The organism is Synechococcus sp. M16.1 (assembly GCF_014279895.1).
Lineage (GTDB): Bacteria > Cyanobacteriota > Cyanobacteriia > PCC-6307 > Cyanobiaceae > Parasynechococcus.
This window is the reverse complement of record NZ_CP047954.1, coordinates 453,762-470,667: the sequence shown is the minus strand read 5'-3', so window position 1 is coordinate 470,667 and position 16,906 is coordinate 453,762. Positions and strand designations below refer to the sequence as shown.

Here is a 16,906-nt window from a genome sequence, read left to right as displayed (position 1 = left end):
GATCACATGAAGATTGTCTGGAGCATCAGCTCACACTCCGAGCTCGGCCCAGGTTTCGGCCAGCAACTGATCGAGGTTGGTTCCCATGGCGGCTGAAATGCACAGCACGGGACGACCACTCGCCGCTTCAAGGTCTTGCCGCAACCTGGGGAGATCCTCTTCTGTCACCAACTCCTGTTTGTTGATCACCAACAGACGTGGCCGATCAACCAGACCATGGCCATAGGCCTCCAGCTCCTGCTGGACGACGTTCAGGTCAGCCACGGGATCCTCGGATCCTGCGTCCACAAGGTGGATCAGCAGACGGGTGCGTTCGATATGACGCAGAAAGTCGTGGCCAAGACCAGCGCCCTGGGCGGCCCCCTCAATCAAGCCTGGAATATCCGCGAACACGGTTCCATCTCCACTGGGACGGCGCACCACTCCAAGGTTGGGGACCAACGTGGTGAAGGGGTAATCGGCAATCTTGGGTCGCGCTGCCGACAGCACGGCGATCAAGGTGCTCTTGCCGGCATTGGGAAGACCAATGATGCCCACCTCAGCCAGCAACTTGAGTTCCAGCTGCAGGGGCCATTCCTCACCCTCACGGCCCTCGGTGAATTTCTCCGGAGCGCGGTTGCGATTGCTCAGGTAATGGGCGTTGCCCAAACCACCTCGCCCACCGAAGGCAACGGTGAGACGCTCACCCGGGGTGGTGAGGTCTCCCAGAAGAATGCCGGTGCGCAGATGGCGTACCTCCGTGCCGCAAGGCACCTTGATCACCAGGTCTTTCCCTGATGCACCGGTGCATTTGTTCGGACCACCGCGTCGCCCATCGTCAGCGGCGAACAGGCGTTTGTATTTGAAATCGAGCAGGGTTTGCAGGTTGCTGTCGGCCTCGAGAACCACTGGAGCCCCACACCCGCCGTCACCCCCGGAGGGACCTCCAGCGGGCACATACTTTTCACGGCGAAATGCAGCGATGCCATCGCCGCCGCGCCCGCCTCGGACCGTGATCCGTGCCTGATCGATGAACTGCACGGTGCTGCCGGCTCAATCCAATCCATAACCCTAAGATTCAGCCGCTGCAGCTCTGTCGTTGGCCGGCGTCCGTTTCGAAGACCTCAGCAAGACCTTCCCAGGACGCGGCGGCGGTGATCCCGTTGAAGTGATTCGTCAGTTGAATCTGACGATCAACGATGGCGAGTTTTTGGTGCTGGTCGGTCCCTCGGGGTGCGGCAAAAGCACCTTGCTGCGACTGCTCGCTGGTCTCGACAGCCCCACCAGCGGCGAAATCAGAATCGGGGCCCGGCCCATCAGCGATGTGCCGCCAGCGCGCCGCAACGTCGCCATGGTGTTCCAGAGCTATGCGCTCTACCCGCATCTCAGCGTGCGGGACAACCTCAGCTTCGGACTGCGCAGAAGCCAGGCGAGATCAACCGTCCAGCGCATCCAAGATCAGGCCTTTCGAGCCACGCGCGCCTTACCCGAACCACTGAGGGTGCGGTCGGTCAGAGAAGAACGAATCGAAGCCCGGGTGAACACCGTTGCCAGATCTCTGGAACTCACGGAATTGCTCGATCGAAGGCCAAAGGAACTGTCCGGCGGACAGAAACAACGGGTCGCCCTCGGACGCGCCATGGCGCGCAATCCTGAGGTGTTTTTGATGGACGAACCACTGAGCAATCTCGACGCCAAACTCAGAACGAGCACGCGCCAAAGAATCGTCGAACTGCAGCGAGAACTGGGAACAACGACGGTTTATGTGACCCACGACCAGGTGGAAGCGATGACCATGGGGGACCGCATCGCGGTGTTGAACCAAGGGCGCCTGCAGCAGCTCGGGACCCCCATGGAGTTGTACAGATGGCCCTCAAACATCTTCGTGGCCCAGTTCATTGGCAGCCCAGCGATGAGCCTGTTGCCCGTCACGGTGGGACCCAATGCAACTCTGATTCTGGGGAACAAGCGCATTCAGGTTGAAGGCGCAATGGTCGAGCTTTTACTTCAACGAGAAGGCCAACACATCACCGCAGGATTGAGGCCTGAACACTGGCATCTGGCACCGGCAACAAACCGGAATCTCCAAGCCGAGGTAAGCCATTGCGAGCGTCTGGGCAATGAGCAGATCCTCACCTGTCGGCTCCTGGATGGTGATGAACTCATCCAGGTCAGAGCTTCAACGGAGATCAACATCACTGCCGGCGATGCCATCCACCTCGACCCTGACCCCACAGGCTGGCGGTTGTTTAATGCGGATGGTGAAGCCATCCGTTAGCCACTGAAGCTCCTGAAACAGCTCAGCGCACCCAGACAACGCTGCAGCCCGGTCCGCCGTCCCCCTGCTCAGCATCGGTCACCCGTTCCACATAGGGCACCGTGTCCAGCCAGGCGCGCAGGCCGCGCTTGAGCTTGCCCGTGCCGATGCCGTGGATCACCCAAACCGGCCCATTGGCACTGCGCAAGCATTCCTCAACCGCCGCTTCGGCCTCATGCACCCGCATGCCACGCACATCAAGGGTGTTGCGACTGGTGCGCACCTGTGCACCGCCGCCTCCGACGGAACGGGCTTGCACCTTCACCACCGGCTTTGGAGGCGGCTCCGGCTTACGCCCATCCAGGCTTTCCACCGCCGCCAGATCCACCGTGGTGCGCATCACCCCACAACGAACCGTCAGCTGAAGGCCGTCATCGGTGATGGCCAACACATCTGCAGCCTTGCCGAGGGCGAGCAAGCGCACGCGATCCCCCACAGACGGACGCCAACCCGGCTTGGGTGCACGCCGTTCAGGGGTTGGGCGGTGATGGTCTTCCAAGCTGCGTAACCGTTGCCCAGCCTTTCGCGCGGTTTCCCCATCCGCGCGCTCATCGCGCAGCCGGCGAATCAGCGTGCGAACTTCTTTCTGGCCCTGACGGATCGACTGCTCCAAGCGTTGACGGCCCTGCTCCTGGCGTTGCGCGGTCTGCTGCTTTTGCTTCTGCCAGCGCTGCAGCAACTCCTCGTGCAGCAGCTCCGTGCGTGCCAGGAGCGCTGCAGCGTCTTCTGCCGCGGCCTGCTGGCGCTGCCGTTGCTCCTCCAAGCCACGGATCACACTGTTCACCTCACCATCACCCCCTGGGGCCAACAGCTGCTGGGCCTGGTGAAGCACATCCGAATCGAGCCCAAGGCGCGTCGCGATTGCCAGTGCATTGCTGCGTCCTGGAATTCCCCACAGCAATTCATAGGTGGGGGACAAGGTCTCAGGATTGAAAGCAACAGAGGCATTCTCAAAACGAGCATCGTCGTATTTGAGGGCCTTAAGTTCACCGAAGTGGGTGGTGGCAATCGTGAGCCGAGCCCGATCCGCAAGAGCCTTGAGCAGAGCCGTGGCCAGGGCCGTTCCCTCGCTGGGATCCGTTCCAGCACCCACCTCATCCAGGAGCACCAGGGCTGGAGAACCACCGCGCTGCAGCGCCTCAAGAATGCGCCCGATCCGCTTCACATGACCACTGAAGGTGGACAAGCTCTGCTGGAGGGATTGCTCATCTCCGATGTCCGCCAGCACCTGGGCACACCAGGGCAGGGAAGGTTGCCCCGAACAGGGCAAAAGCATGCCGGCGCGTGCCATCAATGCAGCGAGGCCAATGCTTTTCAGGGTGACCGTTTTGCCACCGGTGTTCGGCCCGGTGATCGCCACCACCCGCAGCTCCGGCGACACCTCCACCGAGATGGGAACCACGGGCGGCCCCTCCGCCCGTTTGTGCTGCCACACCAAGAGTGGGTGTCGCAGACCTGAAAAGCGAAACGGAGCCTCCGCTGCCGCCTCAAGCTGAGGCTCAACGCCACCAAGCCAGCGGCCGTAACGTCCACGGGCCAGCGCAAGATCAAGCGCGCGCAGCACGGCCACCACCTGGTTGAGGGCGGACGCCTCTTCAGCCACCAGAGCACTCAGCTCCGCCAACACCTTGCGTTCCTCATCCCGGATGCGGGACTCGAGCTCCACAAGCTTGTTGCCCATGGTGAGCACCGAGCGGGGTTCAACAAAGAGGGTGCTGCCTGAGGCCGAACTGTCGTGCACCTGACCCGGCACCTGGCTCACCGCACCGGCCTTCACCGCCAGGACAGGACGGCCATGACGCTCGGCGATCACACTGTCCTGCAGGGATGGGGCCAGGCGTCGCAGCAGCTCCTGAAGTTTGTCGCGACGTTCCTGGCGCAGACCGTTCCATTGATGCCGCAGCGCCGACAATGCCGAGCTGGCGCGATCAGCGACGCGGCCGCCCTCTTCGAGCGCAAATTTGAGCCGCTGCTCCAACTCCGGCAGCGTCACCATCGTTTCAATCAACGCGGTGCACACCGGGCGCAGCTCGGGGTCGTCGATCTGACGGCGCAGCCGACGGGCCGCTGCCAAAGTCTCCGCAACGGCCAGCAGCTCTTCACCGGAGGCCACACCTCCCTTGCTGCAGCGCAGCACAACGGGCTCGAGATTCCGCACACCGCGGAAGCTGAGCCCCCCCTCAGTGAGGTCATCGAGCACCGCCATTTCAACCGTCTCGGCCAGGCGCTGTTTCGATTCCTCCAGGCTGGCGGGCAGCGGTTGAACCCGGGCCGCATCACGACCCATGCCGGTGCTGGCAAAGCCGCTGAGATGGTCACAGACCCGATGCCACTCCAGCAGTTCAAGGGTTTCCTGCTGAGCCCGGTCCGCCCCTTGACTCAAGTCAGTTGCAGTTGGAGGGGATGCCACCGGGGGGTTCATAAAGCATTTCGAGCCAGTTGCCTTCCGGATCTTTCAGATAAAAAGACGCCGTGCCGTCGCGGTGGTCATGGACGGCACCAACGTGCACACCCTGCGCCTTGAGACGGTCGTGAATCACATCCACCTCCGCACGATCGCGGAAATGGAAGGCGAAATGTGGGCCAGCGGCTTTGTAATCCGGGCCTAACAAGGCGAGTCCATCGCGACCTTCCCCGGCTTCCAGATAGCACCAGTCGTTGGCACGCCAGACCAGACGCATGCCCAGATCGGTGTAGAAGGCAACAGCCCGATCGACGTTCTCAACACGGATCGCAACGTGACCGAGACGATCCACACCTTTGGGTTGATCGGCTGTTGCCATCGGATCAAGCCTCCTTCAACCAAGCCGCTGCATCGCAGGCGTGGTACGTGAGGATCAGATCAGCACCGGCGCGCTTGAAGCTCAGTAACGTCTCCAGCACAACGGCCTTTTCATCGATCCAGCCCCGCTCCGCCGCGGCCTTCACCATCGAATACTCACCACTCACGTTGTAGGCAGCAATGGGGAGTTCCGACTCCTCGCGCAGTCGGTGGATGATGTCGAGATAAGCCAAACCTGGCTTCACCATCATGATGTCGGCGCCCTCCTGCTCATCGAGCTGGGCTTCGGTGATGGCTTCCCGAGCATTGGCGGGATCCATCTGATAAGTGTCTTTGTTTTTGGGGATCGGCTTGCTGCCGGCGGCACGGGGAGCGGAATCGAGAGCCTCACGGAAGGGGCCGTAGTACGCGGAGGAGTACTTCGCCGTGTAGCTGATGATGCCCACATGTTCGAAGCCTTCGTCGTCGAGGGCTTCCCGGATGGCACCGACCCTGCCGTCCATCATGTCGCTGGGACCGATCAGATCAGCGCCCGCTTCAGCCTGCACAACGGCCTGCTTGCAGAGCAGTTCAATCGTCTCGTCGTTGAGGACCACGCCGTCCTGGCTGACGATCCCGTCATGACCATCGCAGGAATAGGGATCCAGGGCGACGTCGGTCATGATCGCCATCTCGGGGATGGCTTCCTTGATCTGGCGGATCGCCCGTGGAATCAGGCCATTGGCGTTGAAGCACTCAGCCCCGTCTTCGGTCTTCAGTCCCTCAGACACCTTGGGGAAGAGAACGATGCAACGCACCCCAAGGTCGTAGGCACGCTGCACTTCGCCGGTGAGGGCCGCAAGGCTCCAACGGCTGGCACCAGGCATGGCAGCGATTGGCTCCACCTCAGCGCCTTCATGCACAAAGAGGGGATAGATGAAGTCTGCAGCCGAAAGGCTGTGCTCACGCACCATGGCGCGTAGGGCGGGCGTACGCCGAAGACGACGGGGGCGGTAGGTGAGCTCCATCAGACCCAAACACAAGATGTGATCGTAAGGGTCACCCGATCAGAGGGCCGCCGAACGAAGCCACTCTTGACGTGGATGGGCCGTGCGATTGGCACGCAGTTGCTCCAACAACCGACGCTCCTCCTCACTCCACGAGGCAGGCATGGCCAGCGTCAGCGTGAGCAGGAGATCACCGCGACCGGTCTTCGACGGCCAGCCCTTGCCCTTCAGCCTCAGACTGCGGCCCGGGGCGGTGCCGGCCGGAATGCTCACCTGGGCCTCACCATCGGGCGTCATCACCGAGACCATGCCTCCAAGGGCCAGTTCATCGAGGCTGACGGGGAGATCGGCACGCAGCTGATCCGACTCCAGGCGCCAGATCGGGTGGTCCTGAATCTTGAGGTTGAGGTAGAGATCGCCCCGCCGTCCGGTTCCCGGTTGAAGGTTGCCCTTGCCCTTCAACCGCAGCCGTGAGCCGTTCTTCACTCCAGCAGGAATGCGCACCTGAACGCGCTCGTTGTTCACCGAGAGGCTGCGTTCACCACCGCGAAAGGCCTCTGAAAAGGTCACATTCACCGATGCTTCGGCATCGAGATTCACCGGAGGGCGTGAAGCCTGGCCACCACGCGGGAAACCGCCCCCTGCGAATCCCCCGCCGGGAAATCCGCCCCCAGGGAAACCACCCCCTTGGAAGCCACCGCCGCCTGGACCACCGAAACGGCCCAACAGGTCGTTGATGAAATCGTCGAAATTGCCGTAGCGACCGAAGTCGACGTCCATGCCGGGTGCGGCTCCCCCGCCCATGCCACCGGCCTGGTTCCAGTACTGGCCGAATTGCTCATAACGCCGCCGCTTCTCGGGGTCGGAGAGCACTTCGTAGGCCTCACTGATCTCCTTGAACCGCGCTTCAGCCTGGGAATCACCGGGGTTGACGTCAGGGTGGTATTGGCGCGCCAGGCTGCGAAAGGCTTTCTTGATGGCATTGGCATCGGCACTGCGATCAACACCGAGCACCTGGAAATAGTCCTTGTATCCGCTGCCTGCCATACCCATCCAGTGGTGGTCCCAGTTTCACCGCAACAGGGCTTGCGTTGTTGCTTCCGCATGGAGGGAAGCCCGAACGCCTGAATGCGACCTAGCTTCAGGCCAACCACTGCATCAGCATGAGGAGCATGGCTTCATCCCTGCTGGCATCCGTGCTGGTCGCAGCTGGCGGAGCTGTTGGTGGCCCGCCTGGTTCGGCCGCTCCCTGGGCCAGCACGATCGGAGAGCCCCTGCACGATTCAAGCCACCAGGCCCTCGAACTGACGCAGCATCTGAAGGCGATGGGGGCCAAGTTTTACGGCGCCTGGACCTGCCCGGCCTGTTTCAAGCAGATGAACCTGTTCGGCAAACAGGCCGGAGCGGACGTGACCTACGTGGAATGCCGCAAGCCGAAGCAGCTGCCGGAGCAAGCCGAAGCCTGCAACACCGCAAAGATCCGGGCTTATCCCACCTGGGTTCTCCCCGATGGGCGCCAAAAAGTGGGAGTTCAGTCCCTGGAAGCCTTGAGCCGCTGGAGTGGTCTGAACTGAGATGGCACTGATTCACGGCCTGCATCAACGCAACATCCGAGGCGACCTTCTCGGAGGATTGACGGCCGCCGTGGTGGCGCTGCCCCTTGCCCTGGCCTTCGGCAATGCCGCTCTGGGGCCAGGCGGCGCCATCTACGGCCTGTATGGCGCCATCGTCACCGGATTCCTGGCGGCCTTGCTCGGGGGAACTCCCGCCCAGGTGAGCGGACCCACCGGACCCATGAGCGTCACCGTGGCGGGCATCGTCTCCAGCCTGGCCGCCATCGGCATCGGTAGTGATCTCAATGCCGGCGAGATGCTGCCGTTGGTGATGGCCGCTGTGGTGATCGGTGGTGTGTTCGAAACCCTGCTCGGGGTATTGCGGCTGGGGCGCTTCATCACCCTAGTGCCCTACTCGGTGGTCTCCGGCTTCATGTCGGGAATCGGTTTCATCATCCTTGTGCTGCAACTTGGACCCTTCATCGGGATGAGCACCGGGGGCGGCGTGGTTGCGTCCCTGAGTTCGCTGATTGAGTCCCCCAGCTGGAATCCAGCCGCGCTCGCCGTTGGATTGATGACACTCGCTGTGGTGTTTCTGACCCCCCTGCGGATCCGCCAATGGGTGCCAACGCCTCTGCTGGCGCTGCTGATTGTGACGCCGTTGTCGCTGCTGCTGTTCAACGACAACCGACTGCTGGAGCTGGGCCTTGAACCCATCGCCCGGATCGGAGCCATCCCGGAGGGGGGATTGCAACTGGTGGTTCCCGATTTCAGTCAGCACCTGCCGGAGCTGGTGAAAGCCGGCATGGTTCTCGCCCTGCTCGGGGCGATCGACTCGTTGCTCACCTCCCTGGTGGCCGACAACATCACCCAAACCAACCATGACTCCAACCGTGAGCTGATCGGCCAGGGCATCGCCAACACCGCGGCCGGGTTTCTCTCAGGCCTTCCCGGTGCCGGAGCCACGATGCGAACGGTGATCAACATCAAATCCGGTGGTCAGACGCCTTGGTCGGGCATGACCCATTCCCTGGTGCTGCTGCTTGTGCTGCTGGGGGCAGGCTCCCTTTCGGCGCAGATCCCCACGGCGCTGCTGGCGGGAATCCTGATCAAAGTCGGGCTCGACATCATCGACTGGGGCTTTCTGCTCCGCGCCCATCGGCTGTCGGCGAAAACGGCTGCACTGATGTACGCCGTGCTGTTGATGACGGTGTTCTGGGATCTGATCTGGGGCGTTTTGGTGGGGATGTTCGTGGCCAACCTGTTGACCGTTGATGCGATCACGCGGTCCCAACTGGAAGGGATGGAGGAAGACAACCCCTCCGATGCCACGGATGCACTGCACGCCAATCTCTCCCCGGAGGAGGAAGCCCTGATCCTGCGCTGCGGCAAGGCCTTGATGCTGTTCCGGCTGCGCGGCCCTCTGAGCTTTGGCGCCGCCAAGGGAATCAGTGCCCGAATGGGATTGATCCAGAGCTACAGGGTTCTGATCCTTGACCTCACGGACGTGTCCCGCATCGGTGTCACCGCAACCCTGGCCATCGAGCGCATGGTGGAGGAAGCACGATCAGCGGGCCGCATCCTGTTGATCGCCGGAGCCAACGACACCCTCGAACAACGGCTGCGGCAATTTGGCGTGGAGGGGGTGCTTCGGCCATCCAGGCTGGACGCCTTGCAGGAGGCGGCTCAGCTGATCTGACTGCTGATCTGACTGCTGATCTGTGGGGCATCCACACCACAGGAATGCATCCGCACGTCTTCAGGGCGTTCTAACTGCCCTTCCAGCGCCTTCACTTCGGCCAGGGCCAGCACTTCGAGGCGCTCAACGATCAGCTCCCGCGGGTAGCGCTGCTCACACAACACCCAGTACAGGCCGAAGTGGCGGGCTTCACTCGCCAACAGATCGCTGTAAAGCTCCCGCAACTGAGTATCCGGGCTGTGCTCCGCCAGCAGGGCCATGCGCTCATGGCTGCGGGCTTCGATCAGACCCGCCACCAGGAAGGAGTCGAGCATTCTCTGCGGCTCACCTTTACGGATCTGCCGGGCCAGATCAGCGCCATAGCCCGGGGAAGGCAGCGGTTCCAGGTAACGCCCCCGGGCCTTGATCAAGGCCAGCACCTGCTCAAAGTGCTCCAGCTCTTCCCGCGCCAGAGGGCTGAGGGCTTCACCCAGACCCGGTTCGCAGAGGTAACGGAACATCATCTGCACCGCAGCTCCGGCAGCCTTGCGTTCGCAGTGGGCGTGATCGATCAGCACCTCCATCGGATGGGCGTTGGCCTGCTCCACCCAGCTCCAGCTGGTGGGTGCGGCCAACCAGCGGATCGACGCCACTGTCTTCGAAGGGACTGCCTTCGAGGGGACTGTCTTCGAAGGAACAGTTTGCAGTGGAGCAGTGGTGGTCATGCGTTCCGGCGCAGGTGGCTGAGCAATCCGCTCAAGGCAAGGCTGTAGCTAGCGGGGCCGAAACCACAGATCACACCCACAGCGCGCTCAGCCAGAAACGAGTGATGGCGGAAGTTTTCCCGGGCATGGGTGTTGCTGAGGTGCAATTCCACATAGGGAATCGCGACGCCAGCCAGGGCATCACGGATGGCAATGGACGTGTGGGTGTAGGCCCCGGCGTTGATCAAGATCCCATCGCATCGGCCCATGGCCTGGTGAATCCGATCCACCAGGGCACCTTCGAAATTGCTCTGAAAGCAGTCCAGCTGCACAGATTCCTGCTCCGCCTCCCGCGTCAGCGCCGCTTCGATGTCCGCCAAGGAGGAATGGCCATAGATCCCAGGCTCACGTTGGCCCAACAGGTTCAGATTCGGACCGTTCAGCAGCAGAACGTGCATGGCTGGAGATCGGTTCAGCTCGGCCGATCGTATCGAGATCGTGGAGAAGGACACACCGACTGGTAAGTTCTTGCGGTGTGGTTCGGGTCGGTGCCCGAGTGGTTAATGGGGGCGGACTGTAAATCCGCTGGCTCTGCCTACGTTGGTTCAAATCCAACCCGGCCCATCCTCCACATGCCCTTGTAGCTCAGCGGTAGAGCACTCCCTTGGTAAGGGAGAGGTCTCGAGTTCAAGTCTCGACAAGGGCTTACTTCCTCCCCTCGGCACCAGGGGAGAGGGGTTACGACCCCAAAACAGCCGCCGATTGCGGGCCAACAGAACGGCAGTCGACAGTGCCCAGCGTCCAGACGCAACTGAGACCCTGATCGTTTGTCAGGGGCACAGAGTTGGAGCGACTGCGGTTGATCACGACCCGCAGGCCATCGGCAACACCCTCCAGCACGTCCGCCCCTGGGGCTGACCAGCGCAGACCGTCCCTGCGCAAGACCCCATGGGCAGAGCGGAGTTCTGCGAGGGACTGGATGAATGGGCGCAGATCAGCACTCCAGGGAACATTCCAGGGATAGGCCTCGCGGCAGGCCGGTCCAGGACCGCTGGAGGGGCCCGGTTCAGGACCACCCGCCAGGGCAGCTTCCGTGCCGTAATAAATGCACGGCGCTCCCGGATGAAGGAAGAGCAGCAGCAGGGCCAACTTCAGGGCCGCAACGTCGTTGTTGAGGCTGTGAAGTGCACGGGGCACGTCGTGGCTGTCGAGCAGATTCATCTGGGCCCTATTCACGCCCTCCCGGTAGGAACGCGTTGTGGTCGTCCAGATGGTCAACACAGCCTGCCCATCCAGGGGGTCGAGGGGATAGTCGGAATTGCGGTAGTCCTGCCGCAACGCTTCAGCGGCGGCCCAGCAAAGGCTGCTCCATCCCAGCCGGTAATTCATCACCCCATCGAAGTGGTCGCCCTGCAGCCAGGGGGTCGCATCACCCCACACCTCGCCAACAATCCAGGCCTCCGGGTTGGTCGCCCGCACCATCTGCCGGAACTCAACCCAGAAGTCCGCCGGCACCTCGGCAGGGACGTCGAGACGCCAGCCGTCAATCCCCTGCTCGAGCCAGTGACGGCCCACCGCCAGCAGATGCTCCCGAACCCCAGGATTGGCATGGTTGAACTTGGGCAGATCTGGCAAGGCCCACCAACCGTCGTAACCGCAGTCCTCGCCAGGGGCGGGATAGGGCTGCAGGGGCCATCGGTGCACATGGAACCAATCGCGGTACGGCGAATCCGCACCGTTTTCCGCCACGTGATGAAAGGCCCAAAAGCCGCGGCCGCAGTGGTTGAACACCCCATCCAGAACCAACCTCATGCCGCGCTGATGCACAGCATCGATCAGGTCCGTGAGTGCTGTATTGCCCCCCAGCAGGGGATCCACCTCGAAATAGTCGTAGGCGTGGTACCGATGGTTGGCGGCTGAGCTGAAGATCGGCGTGAGATAGAGGCAGGTGATGCCCATGGCTTGGAGCCGATCGAGAGCGTCGATGACGCCGTAGAGATCCCCGCCCTGGAATCCCTCCTCGCAAGGGTCCGCACCCCAGGGCTTCAGAGCGAGATGGCGCTGCGCAGCGACGCGGCCACTGCGGCGAAAACGGTCGGGAAAGATTTGATAGATCACCGCGTCCGCCACCCAGGCGGGGGGATCGCGAAACGGTGTGGTCGCTGCCAAAACCTTTGCAGTCAGCCATCTCCTGGCTAGCAGGAGAGAAAGACCTTGGCCATGGCTGAACAGCCTCTCCTTCTGGCCCTCGATCAGGGCACCAGCAGCTCCAGAGCCGCGCTGTTCAGCAGCTCAGGGGATCTGGTGGTCAGCGCCAGTGCACCGCTGCCGATTTCCTACCCCGCCGATGGATGGGTGGAACAGGACCCGATCGAGATCTGGACCAGCCAGCGGCAGGCCCTGGTGCAGCTGGATTCGAAGCTCAGTGAGGGGCAGCGCAAAGCGGTGGTGAGCTGCGGCATCACCAACCAACGGGAAACCACCGTGCTCTGGCGCCGCAGCAATGGCCTCCCCTGCGGACCGGCCCTTGTTTGGCAGGACGGCCGCACCGCCGCCATCTGCGACGCCTGGAAGCAGCAGGGACTGGAGCAGGAGTGGTGCCGGCGCACCGGTTTGCTGCTCGACCCCTACTTCAGTGCCAGCAAGATCCGCTGGATGCTCGACCACTACGACGACGCCCAGGCTGCCGCAGCCAGCGATGACCTCTGTTTCGGCACGGTGGAAAGCTGGCTGCTCTGGCAACTCACCGGCGGCCAGCGCCACGGCAGTGACATGAGCAATGCCAGCCGAACGCTGCTGATGGACCTGGAGCAGCAGCACTGGGTGGATGACTTCCGAGAGCCCACAGGGCTCCCCGCCAGCGCTCTACCCGAACTGCTGCCCTGCCGCGGAGAATTCGGGCGCCTGGCTGTGGACCTTCCCTTTGCAGGCTTGCCGATCCAGGCCATGCTCGGCGACCAGCAGGCCGCCACCCTGGGCCAGCTCTGTCTGCAGCCCGGAGAAGGGAAGTGCACCTACGGCACGGGGGCTTTTCTGGTGATCAACACCGGCGATGTCGTCCGCCGCTCAGATGCAGGGCTGCTCAGCACTCTCGGCTGGACGGATGCCGCTGGAACACCCAGCTTTTGTCTTGAGGGAAGTCTGTTCAACGCCGGCACCGTCATCCAGTGGCTCCGGGATGGGCTGCAGATCATTGATCAAGCCCCCCAGGTGAACGAACTGGCGCGTTCGGTGCCGGATTCAGGGGGGGTGATGCTCGTGCCCGCCTTCACCGGCTGGGGAACACCGCACTGGGATCCCCAGGCACGCGGTGTTCTGGTGGGCCTCACCCGTGACAGCGGCCGCGGTCACATCGCCCGCGCTGCACTTGAGGGGATCGCCCTGTCGGTAGCGACATTGGTGGAGCTTGCCGAACAGGCCCTCGGGAGCGGCTTGGGTGAACTGGCGGTGGATGGTGGCGCCGCGGCCTCCGATCCTTTGCTGCAGGCGCAGGCGGATTGCACCGGTCTGACGGTGCGGCGACCCGCCAGCCTCGAGAGCACCGCCCGGGGGGTGGCGCTGTTCGCAGGCCTCCAGGCAGGGGTGATCGGCGACCTGGAGCAGCTTGCGAGCGCACGGAGGGACGGAGCGGAACTGTTCCACCCGCAGATGGATGCATCCCAGCGCGACCGCTGGCGCACACGCTGGCAAGACGCAGTCTCCAGAAGCCTGGGGTGGCATGACTGATCACCAAGTGGACCTGCTGGTCATCGGCGCCGGTGCCAGCGGTGCCAGCGTGGCCTATGAGGCAACACGACGGGGGCTGAGCGTGGCCCTGCTCGAGGCCGGAGACATCGGCGGTGGCACCAGTTGCCGCAGCACGAAGCTGCTCCATGGCGGGGTGCGCTACCTGGAGCTGGCCTTTAAAACTCTGGACCTGGCCCAGCTGAGGCTGGTGCGGGAAGCCCTGCTCGAACGGAGCCACTGGTTGACCCAGGCACCGTTCCTGGCCCAACGACTCGAGCTGGCACTGCCCACACAACAGCTCTGGGGACAGGCCTACTACCGACTCGGTCTGGGGATGTACGACGCCCTGGCCGGTCAACGAAGCATCGGCCACAGCCGACTGCTGTCCCAGCAGAAGATGCGTCAGGCCCTGCCTCTGCTGAAGCCGTGTCAAGGCGGCGTGGCCTACAGCGACGGGCAGTTCGACGATGCACGCCTCAACCTGCTGTTGGCCCTCACCGCCGAACAACGGGGGGCAACCCTGCGCACCCGTTGCCGGGTGGTGGAGCTGGAGACCGACGGCGCGGGCCAGCTCAAGGCCGCCATCAGTGAATCCGCCACAGGCCAACGGGAACGCTGGTGCGCCTCAGCATTTGTGAATGCCACGGGCATCCGGGCGGATGAGATCCGCCAGATGGCGGAGGCTGATGCTCCCCCAAGGCTGCTCACCAGCCGTGGGGCCCACATCGTGCTGGAGCAGAACCTCTGCCCGGAAGGGGTTGGGCTTCTGGTGCCATCCACCGCGGATGGACGCGTGCTGTTCATGCTCCCCTTCCACGGCCGCACCCTGGTGGGGACGACGGATGAAGCCTGCACCAAGGAGAACGCCACATCCCCTTCTGCAGAGGAGGAGGCCTACCTGCTCAACTACGTGCGTGATTGGTTTCCCCAGCTCCAGCATCCGCAGGTGAGCAGCCGATGGGCGGGGGGACGACCATTGCTGAAGCCAGCGGACCAGGGCATGGACAGCAGCCGTGTGGTCCGAGAGCACGAGGTGGAAACCCTGGCCTGCGGCCTGGTGAGCGTGATGGGGGGCAAATGGACCACCTGCCGGCCGATGGCTGAAGACACCCTGACCGCGGTGGAACGCCAGCTAGGGAAGGCGCTGCCCACCCCTGAAGCAATGCCCTTGCGGGGTGCAGCGGAGTCGCTGGAGGCCACCCAGCTCGGCCTCCAACGCCAGAAGCAACAACTCCAATCCCTGCTGCCCGAAACCGCTCTACTGGGCGCTCAAGTTGCGCATCTCCAGGGCACCTATGGATTGGAGGCCGTGGCCTTAATCGAACGTGCCGAGCCCAGCCGACGCGAGCCGCTCAGCCCAGTGATCCCCCTCTGCGGCGCAGAACTGGACCATTCGATTCAGCGGGAACATGCGCGAAGCAGCAGCGATGTGCTGGCCCGCCGCTGCCGTCTGGCCATGGTGGATTTGAACGAGGCCGAACGACTCCGGCCCCAGGTGGAGGAGCTACTGAATCAGGAGGGCGTGGCTGCGGGCTCCACTTCTCCGATCAACCACCAGTTGAACCCATAGGGCGGAAGGTTCACAAACCACTCCGGTGAAGCAGGGGGGAATTCACAACCCCACATCACCTCACGGGTGCGCTCGCCAGCCCACTCCGAAAGATCCAGACTGAGCGAGGCTCCGGCTGCGGTGACATTGGCGGCCACGAGCACCGTCATCGCCTCGGTGCAGCGGAGATACACCAGCACTCCGGGGTGAGGGCTGTGCAACAACCGGAAGCTTCCATGCCGCAGAGCTGGCAGCAGACGGCGGCAGGTGAGCATGCGCCGGTGCCAATTCAGCAGCGACCCTGGCAGCTGCTTCTGCACCTCCACATTCACCACGCGGTAGTCGTAGCCGGGAGCGGTGATCGGTGGCAGCACCAACAGCGGATCGGGGGCCGTGGAGAAGCCACCGTTGCGGGCCGGCGTCCAGGCCATCGGCGTGCGGTTGGGATCACGGTCCCGCAGACCGGGCCAGTCGCCCATGCCCAGTTCATCGCCGTAGTACAGGCAGGGCATCCCTGGAAGGCTGTAGAGGAGCCCATGCAGCAACCGGTTGGAACGTGGATCGCCATTGAGAAGCGGGGCCAGGCGTCGGTTGATGCCCCAGTTCAACCAGTGCCCCTGCCCCTGGGGCAGACCCACTCGGATGGTCTGAATCACCTCATCGCTGATGAGATGGCCATCCCCCAACCAGAGTTCATCGTGATTGCGCAGGGGCAGGGCCCAGCGAGCACCAGATACCGCCTGCTCGGCTTGCATCAGACACTCCCCGAGCTGCTGGGTGCGGCCACTGGCAATGGCTGCAAACAGATGGGCGGTGAGTACGAAGTTGAACGCTCCATGCAGTTCGTCATCCGCCAGATACGGAGCGGCCTCCTCCACCGGCTGAATCGCCTCTCCCAGCAAGAGCACGTCATGGCCATGGGCATCCACCCGCTCCCGCAATCGCTTGAGGAAGGCGTGGGTCTCCGGCAACCCCTCGCAGCGGGTGCCCTCTGACTCGAACAGGAACGGAACCGCATCCAAACGGAACCCGTCAACGCCGCGATCCAGCCAGAAGTCGACCACGTCCAGCATCGTGTCCTGCACCCAGGGGTTCTCGTAATTGAGATCGGGTTGATGACGCAGAAAACGGTGCAGGTAGTACTGCTCGGCAACCGGATCCCACTCCCAATTGGAAGCCTCGAAATGCCGGAACAGAACCGGTGCCTCGGCATAGCGCTTGGGGTCGTCGCTCCAGACGTACACATCCCGTTCAGGACTGCCCTTGGGAGCCCAGCGGGCCCGTTGGAACCAGGGATGCAGGTCACTGGTGTGATTCAGCACCAGGTCCAAAATCACGCGCATGCCCTGGCTGTGGGCCGCCGTGAGGAACCGATGGAAGGAGGAGAGATCCCCCAGGTCCGGATGGATTCCGGTGAAATCGGTGATGTCGTAGCCCCCATCCCGCAGGGGGGAGGGATAGATCGGAGTCAACCAGAGGGTGTTGACCCCCAGCCAGCGCAGATAAGGCAACCGCGCCGCAAGCCCCTTGAAATCACCGGTGCCATCGCCATTCCCATCGGAATAGCTGCGAACGATCAGCTGGTAGATGACCGTTCCTGACCACCACGGAAGCGCTGGGGTCATCCCCCGG

14 protein-coding genes and 2 tRNA genes are annotated in these 16,906 nt (G+C 63.2%); 7 read left to right on the top strand and 9 right to left on the bottom strand.

The window, feature by feature from the left end:
- Window positions 1-30: 30 nt before the first annotated feature.
- Complete coding sequence (gene cgtA, locus SynM161_RS02525; RefSeq protein WP_115010312.1) at window positions 31-1,020, bottom strand: Obg family GTPase CgtA; 990 nt, start codon at window positions 1,018-1,020, stop codon at window positions 31-33.
- A 58-nt stretch (window positions 1,021-1,078) separates the two neighbouring features.
- Here cgtA and SynM161_RS02520 point away from each other — a divergent pair, with 58 nt between their 5' ends.
- Window positions 1,079-2,257 carry an ABC transporter ATP-binding protein gene (locus SynM161_RS02520; RefSeq protein WP_186541890.1) on the top strand — a complete coding sequence of 393 codons (1,179 nt, stop codon included), beginning with the start codon at window positions 1,079-1,081 and terminating at the stop codon, window positions 2,255-2,257.
- Between the two features lie 22 nt (window positions 2,258-2,279).
- Here SynM161_RS02520 and SynM161_RS02515 read toward each other — a convergent pair whose 3' ends face one another.
- The 4 genes from SynM161_RS02515 to SynM161_RS02500 are packed head-to-tail and all read right to left on the bottom strand — an operon-like array spanning window position 2,280 to window position 7,111.
- Window positions 2,280-4,718 (bottom strand): endonuclease MutS2, encoded by a 2,439-nt coding sequence (locus tag SynM161_RS02515; protein ID WP_255441873.1) that lies wholly within the window; start codon window positions 4,716-4,718, stop codon window positions 2,280-2,282.
- A complete protein-coding gene (locus SynM161_RS02510; RefSeq protein WP_115010309.1) occupies window positions 4,681-5,079 on the bottom strand; it encodes a VOC family protein in 399 nt (132 codons plus the stop codon). Before SynM161_RS02510 ends, SynM161_RS02515 begins: the two co-directional genes overlap by 38 nt.
- A gap of 4 nt (window positions 5,080-5,083) precedes the next feature.
- Window positions 5,084-6,085 (bottom strand): porphobilinogen synthase, encoded by a 1,002-nt coding sequence (gene hemB / locus SynM161_RS02505; RefSeq protein ID WP_038557395.1) that lies wholly within the window; start codon window positions 6,083-6,085, stop codon window positions 5,084-5,086.
- 39 nt (window positions 6,086-6,124) lie between these two features.
- Entirely contained in the window at window positions 6,125-7,111 is a 987-nt protein-coding gene (locus tag SynM161_RS02500) for a DnaJ C-terminal domain-containing protein (protein WP_186541888.1), read from the bottom strand.
- A gap of 125 nt (window positions 7,112-7,236) precedes the next feature.
- Here SynM161_RS02500 and SynM161_RS02495 point away from each other — a divergent pair, with 125 nt between their 5' ends.
- Both SynM161_RS02495 and SynM161_RS02490 read left to right on the top strand, forming a co-directional pair.
- Complete coding sequence (locus tag SynM161_RS02495) at window positions 7,237-7,638, top strand: vitamin K epoxide reductase (protein WP_186541887.1); 402 nt, start codon at window positions 7,237-7,239, stop codon at window positions 7,636-7,638.
- Between the two features lies 1 nt (window position 7,639).
- A complete protein-coding gene (locus SynM161_RS02490; protein ID WP_186541886.1) occupies window positions 7,640-9,316 on the top strand; it encodes a SulP family inorganic anion transporter in 1,677 nt (558 codons plus the stop codon).
- On the opposite strand, the gene SynM161_RS02485 is transcribed toward SynM161_RS02490, so the two are convergent.
- Both SynM161_RS02485 and aroQ read right to left on the bottom strand, forming a co-directional pair.
- The gene (locus SynM161_RS02485) at window positions 9,304-10,020 is read right to left on the bottom strand and encodes a tRNA-(ms[2]io[6]A)-hydroxylase (protein ID WP_186541885.1); all 717 of its coding nucleotides are present in this window, start codon (window positions 10,018-10,020) and stop codon (window positions 9,304-9,306) included. The genes SynM161_RS02490 and SynM161_RS02485 overlap by 13 nt on opposite strands.
- Window positions 10,017-10,457, bottom strand: coding sequence for a type II 3-dehydroquinate dehydratase (gene aroQ, locus SynM161_RS02480; protein WP_186541884.1), 441 nt, complete (start codon window positions 10,455-10,457; stop codon window positions 10,017-10,019). The genes SynM161_RS02485 and aroQ overlap by 4 nt, the downstream gene beginning before the upstream one ends.
- A gap of 84 nt (window positions 10,458-10,541) precedes the next feature.
- On the opposite strand from aroQ, the gene SynM161_RS02475 reads away from it, so the two are divergent.
- A tRNA-Tyr gene (locus SynM161_RS02475) sits at window positions 10,542-10,623 on the top strand.
- Between the two features lie 10 nt (window positions 10,624-10,633).
- A tRNA-Thr gene (locus SynM161_RS02470) sits at window positions 10,634-10,705 on the top strand.
- A gap of 32 nt (window positions 10,706-10,737) precedes the next feature.
- Here SynM161_RS02470 and SynM161_RS02465 read toward each other — a convergent pair.
- Window positions 10,738-12,168, bottom strand: a complete 1,431-nt coding sequence (locus SynM161_RS02465; protein WP_186541883.1) for a glycoside hydrolase family 13 protein — start codon at window positions 12,166-12,168, stop codon at window positions 10,738-10,740.
- 51 nt (window positions 12,169-12,219) lie between these two features.
- On the opposite strand from SynM161_RS02465, the gene glpK reads away from it, so the two are divergent.
- On the top strand, window positions 12,220-13,725 hold the full coding sequence (glpK, locus tag SynM161_RS02460; protein WP_186541882.1) for a glycerol kinase GlpK: 1,506 nt from the start codon (window positions 12,220-12,222) through the stop codon (window positions 13,723-13,725).
- Entirely contained in the window at window positions 13,718-15,295 is a 1,578-nt protein-coding gene (locus SynM161_RS02455) for a glycerol-3-phosphate dehydrogenase/oxidase (protein WP_186541881.1), read from the top strand. Before glpK ends, SynM161_RS02455 begins: the two co-directional genes overlap by 8 nt.
- Here SynM161_RS02455 and SynM161_RS02450 read toward each other — a convergent pair.
- Complete coding sequence (locus SynM161_RS02450) at window positions 15,238-16,899, bottom strand: alpha-amylase family protein (protein ID WP_186541880.1); 1,662 nt, start codon at window positions 16,897-16,899, stop codon at window positions 15,238-15,240. The two genes, SynM161_RS02455 and SynM161_RS02450, sit on opposite strands and share 58 nt — an antisense overlap.
- Between the last annotated feature and the right edge of the window lie 7 nt (window positions 16,900-16,906).

Bases quoted from the DNA above. Each gene is read 5' to 3' on its own strand.
- SynM161_RS02515 (WP_255441873.1), bottom strand. From the start codon at position 4,718: ATGAACCCCCCGGTGGCATCCCCTCCAACTGCAACTGACTTGAGTCAA.
- SynM161_RS02510 (WP_115010309.1), bottom strand. From the start codon at position 5,079: ATGGCAACAGCCGATCAACCCAAAGGTGTGGATCGTCTCGGTCACGTT.
- hemB (WP_038557395.1), bottom strand. From the start codon at position 6,085: ATGGAGCTCACCTACCGCCCCCGTCGTCTTCGGCGTACGCCCGCCCTA.
- SynM161_RS02500 (WP_186541888.1), bottom strand. From the start codon at position 7,111: ATGGCAGGCAGCGGATACAAGGACTATTTCCAGGTGCTCGGTGTTGAT.
- SynM161_RS02495 (WP_186541887.1), top strand. From the start codon at position 7,237: ATGGCTTCATCCCTGCTGGCATCCGTGCTGGTCGCAGCTGGCGGAGCT.
- SynM161_RS02490 (WP_186541886.1), top strand. From the start codon at position 7,640: ATGGCACTGATTCACGGCCTGCATCAACGCAACATCCGAGGCGACCTT.
- SynM161_RS02485 (WP_186541885.1), bottom strand. From the start codon at position 10,020: ATGACCACCACTGCTCCACTGCAAACTGTTCCTTCGAAGACAGTCCCC.
- aroQ (WP_186541884.1), bottom strand. From the start codon at position 10,457: ATGCACGTTCTGCTGCTGAACGGTCCGAATCTGAACCTGTTGGGCCAA.
- glpK (WP_186541882.1), top strand. From the start codon at position 12,220: ATGGCTGAACAGCCTCTCCTTCTGGCCCTCGATCAGGGCACCAGCAGC.
- SynM161_RS02455 (WP_186541881.1), top strand. From the start codon at position 13,718: ATGACTGATCACCAAGTGGACCTGCTGGTCATCGGCGCCGGTGCCAGC.
- SynM161_RS02450 (WP_186541880.1), bottom strand. From the start codon at position 16,899: ATGACCCCAGCGCTTCCGTGGTGGTCAGGAACGGTCATCTACCAGCTG.